The sequence below is a fragment of the Mycolicibacterium chubuense genome, from assembly GCF_001044255.1.
Taxonomy (GTDB): domain Bacteria; phylum Actinomycetota; class Actinomycetes; order Mycobacteriales; family Mycobacteriaceae; genus Mycobacterium; species Mycobacterium chubuense.
The window spans coordinates 1-2,994 of sequence record NZ_JYNX01000045.1; the positions used below are offsets into that span (position 1 = coordinate 1).

Below are 2,994 nucleotides of genomic sequence, written 5' to 3' on the forward strand. Positions count from 1 at the left end.
CCGCGAAGTCCCAGACCGTGTGCGCCTCGACGTGGGCGACGCTGCTGCCCGCGGCCTCGGCGGCGGCGAGCACGATACGCACCAGTTCGGCCGCCAGCCACGCCGCCGACGCGGCGGCCAGCGGTGCGGCGGCCCGGCGCAGCAACTCGCCGCGATAGCGCGGACCGTCGAGCGCCGACACGGCGGCCAGCCCCACGGCGACCACGGCGGCACAGTCGGCCAACCCCCTGACCAGCGCCACGGTCAGCGACGCACCGGGAAAGGCTAGCGCCCAGGCGAGTACGCCCGCCGCCGCGGCGACGAGCGCACCGCCCGCCACCGCCCGGCGGTGCGTCACGACCTGCGCCGGACCGCCCACACCGCGCCCGCTGCCACCACGGCCACCGCCGCCACCGCGAACGGCCACGCCGGCAGCCCTCCGGATGACGACGACGGCGCCGCCGGAGGTTCCGGAGCCGCGCCTGGGGACGGCACCGGCGCGGCAGTCCCGGTGGCCGCCGTCGTCACGCGGTAGGACCAGGATCCGGTGACCACGTGACCGTCGGCCGACGTCGCGCGGTAGTTGACGGTGTACGTCCCGGAGGGCGCACCGCCGCGGACGCCGACGCTGATCACCGCTCCGTCGACGGTCGGGGTGCCCTGACCCCACTGCCCGCCGTCGGGGCCGACCACCGTCATCGCCGCGAACTCGGGTTGCATCTCCTCGTTGAACGTCGCGCTGACCCGGGGTGGGGACTGCGCCAGCTCAGCGTTGTCGGCGGGATCGCCGGCGATACGCGCGGCGTGGGCCCAGGCGGGCCCAGCGGAGGTCAGTGCCCCCAGGAACAGACCGCTCGCCAGGGTGGCGGCGGCGAGAACGTGGGTGAGCATGGCTGACCCACGATGAAGTGCCTTCATCGAATGTCGTCTTTCTGTGTGGTGTCCGTCTGGTGTCGCGGGGTCAGGCCTCGACAGGCGGACCCCGATGCGACAACGAGGAGACGAGCACCAGCGCCGAGAACAGTGGTTGGTCGGCGTCACCGACGGCGGCGGCCGGCGCGGAAGACACCGGCGGCGGGAGGTGCACCAGGGTTCGCCGCACGACACGGCTGAGCGCCCGGCACAACCGATCGCCGGCGCTGATCAGGGCGGCGCCCACGAGCACCGCGGCCAGGTGCGCGCCGGCCATCGCCCACAGCGGCGCGGGGTCTGCGTGCGCGTGGTGAGAGGCGGCGCTGAGGATTCCGTGGCCGGCGAGCTGCCCCGCGGCGAGCACCAATGTCATCAGCCGGACATCGCCGGTGCGCGGCAGCGCCGCTGCGGTGGCGCCGACCGTGCCGGCCACCAGCAGCAGCTGCACCACGGCGGGACCCGACGGGAGCCCGCCGCCGCCGAGAGCGTGCGCGGCGAGCGTGAGCGCCGTCGTCAGCAGGGCTGCCGCGCCTCCGCGCAGCAGCGCCCCCTGCCGAACCGACGGGCCGGACAACGGGTCAGGCCACGCCCAGGCGCGCCAGCAGATCGGCGTCGATGCCGTCCAGCTGTTGCGCGATCGCCGCGTGGGCGGGGCGGCGGCGGGCCGGCGGCATGTTCTCCGCGGCGGTGACCGCGGCGGCCAGGTCGGTGAGCCGCTCGCTGATCGCGGCGGCGAACTGCTTGGTCTCGGCGTCCTTGGGCTTCTTGTCGGTCAGCTGGCGCAGGGACTGCTCGGCGCCGGCGATGCGGGCCGACAGCTCGCCGCCGTGGCCGGAGAACTGGCCCAGCTGACTGACCGGGACGCCCAGCCGGTCGGCGCGGCGCTCGTCGATCAGCCCCCGCGCGGAGATCGACGCCCGGTACACCAGCGGCACCACCACCGGTGCCAGCAAACGAGAGACGGTCAGCGCCCTGCGAACGCGGGTGGGGGAGAACAACTTGCCTTCGCGCGCGGCCTTGAGTTGTGTTTCAGCAACTTTGAGCGCAGCCCGGTCGCTGTCTCGCTGGGCGCGCAACTGCGCGCGCAGGGCGCGCTGGGCGGACTTCTGCTCGGCCTTGAAGCGACGCACCTCGTTCTTGGCCGAGAGCTTGGCTTCCAGCTTGGCTTTGGCTTTGATCGCGCGCGCTTCGGCCCTGCGGGTTGCGCGGGACTTGCGTCGTTTGAACAGACTCATCCCTGCGGCCTCTCCACTCTCTCCACCGGCATGTCCCGCCGAAGATGCGGCGGTGACGCTGAACAACACTATCGTTCGGGGAACGCAGCGGCCCGGGTGTGCCCCGGCACCGGCGGAATTACCGCAGTCAGCAAACTCCTTCCTGTGCAAGAATCGACGCAATCCCGAGCGTTCTCGATTCCAGACCCCTGGAGAGGTGGTGACGACGTGGGTTCGCGAGCGCGTACAGCTGCGGCGGCCTGCCTCGTCGCCGGTGGGGTCTGGGCCGGGGGAACGGGGACGCCGACGGCGTACGCCGACCCGGCGGATTCCGCCGGCGCGACGGGTGCCGGCGCCACCGGGGGCGCCGACGACAAGGCCGACGCGCCCGCGCGAGCCACCGGCGCGGACGCACAGCCCGACGCCGAACCCGCGGCTCCGGCCGCCGAGGACCCGGACCGCGAGAGCGCCGAGCCCCCCGACCACGAGAACACCGACCGAGACCCGAAGTCCGACGACGCCGACGACCCGACTCGGCCGTGCTGCAAGGACGGCGGCAAGGACTGCGGGCACGGCTGGCCGTGGCCGGACGACGATCCGGATCCGCCCGGCGCGCCCAACCCGTCGAGCGCGGGCGGCGGCAGTGACCGCCCGGTGGGCGTGCCCCGGCCCGGCGGACCACCGCGCCTCGGCAGCGGGCCGGTCGGTACCCGGCCACCCGTCGAGGTCCCGTTCGACCCCGACGTGATCGACACGATCCCCGGCGTCGGGTTGCCTGCCGCCGGCACCGGCGCGCCGATCAGTGCGCCCCTGCTGACCGTTCCCGTCGCGGCAGGCACCGGCGGTGCAGCGACGCCGGCCGCCATCGGCGGCGGCGGGGCACCTGCCG

At 74.5% G+C, this 2,994-nt stretch carries 3 protein-coding genes and 2 pseudogenes; 1 reads left to right on the plus strand and 4 read right to left on the minus strand.

Annotated elements, in window-relative coordinates:
• The 4 genes and pseudogenes from MCHUDSM44219_RS17185 to MCHUDSM44219_RS17200 form a co-directional block, all read right to left on the minus strand.
• A pseudogene (locus MCHUDSM44219_RS17185) lies at positions 1-337 on the minus strand (copper resistance protein CopD); the annotation flags it as partial.
• Entirely contained in the window at positions 334-870 is a 537-nt protein-coding gene (locus MCHUDSM44219_RS17190) for a copper resistance CopC family protein (protein WP_236695499.1), read from the minus strand. The gene MCHUDSM44219_RS17190 and the pseudogene MCHUDSM44219_RS17185, both read right to left, overlap by 4 nt.
• 70 nt (positions 871-940) lie before the next feature.
• Complete coding sequence (locus MCHUDSM44219_RS17195; RefSeq protein WP_236695500.1) at positions 941-1,465, minus strand: hypothetical protein; 525 nt, start codon at positions 1,463-1,465, stop codon at positions 941-943.
• A 4-nt stretch (positions 1,466-1,469) separates the two neighbouring features.
• Positions 1,470-2,126: a DUF6474 family protein gene (locus MCHUDSM44219_RS17200; RefSeq protein ID WP_048419477.1), complete on the minus strand. Its 657-nt coding sequence runs from the start codon at positions 2,124-2,126 to the stop codon at positions 1,470-1,472.
• Between the two features lie 207 nt (positions 2,127-2,333).
• Here MCHUDSM44219_RS17200 and MCHUDSM44219_RS17205 point away from each other — a divergent pair.
• Positions 2,334-2,994, plus strand: a pseudogene (locus MCHUDSM44219_RS17205) (hypothetical protein); the annotation flags it as partial.

Bases quoted from the DNA above. Each gene is read 5' to 3' on its own strand.
- MCHUDSM44219_RS17190 (WP_236695499.1), bottom strand. From the start codon at position 870: ATGCTCACCCACGTTCTCGCCGCCGCCACCCTGGCGAGCGGTCTGTTC.
- MCHUDSM44219_RS17200 (WP_048419477.1), bottom strand. From the start codon at position 2,126: ATGAGTCTGTTCAAACGACGCAAGTCCCGCGCAACCCGCAGGGCCGAA.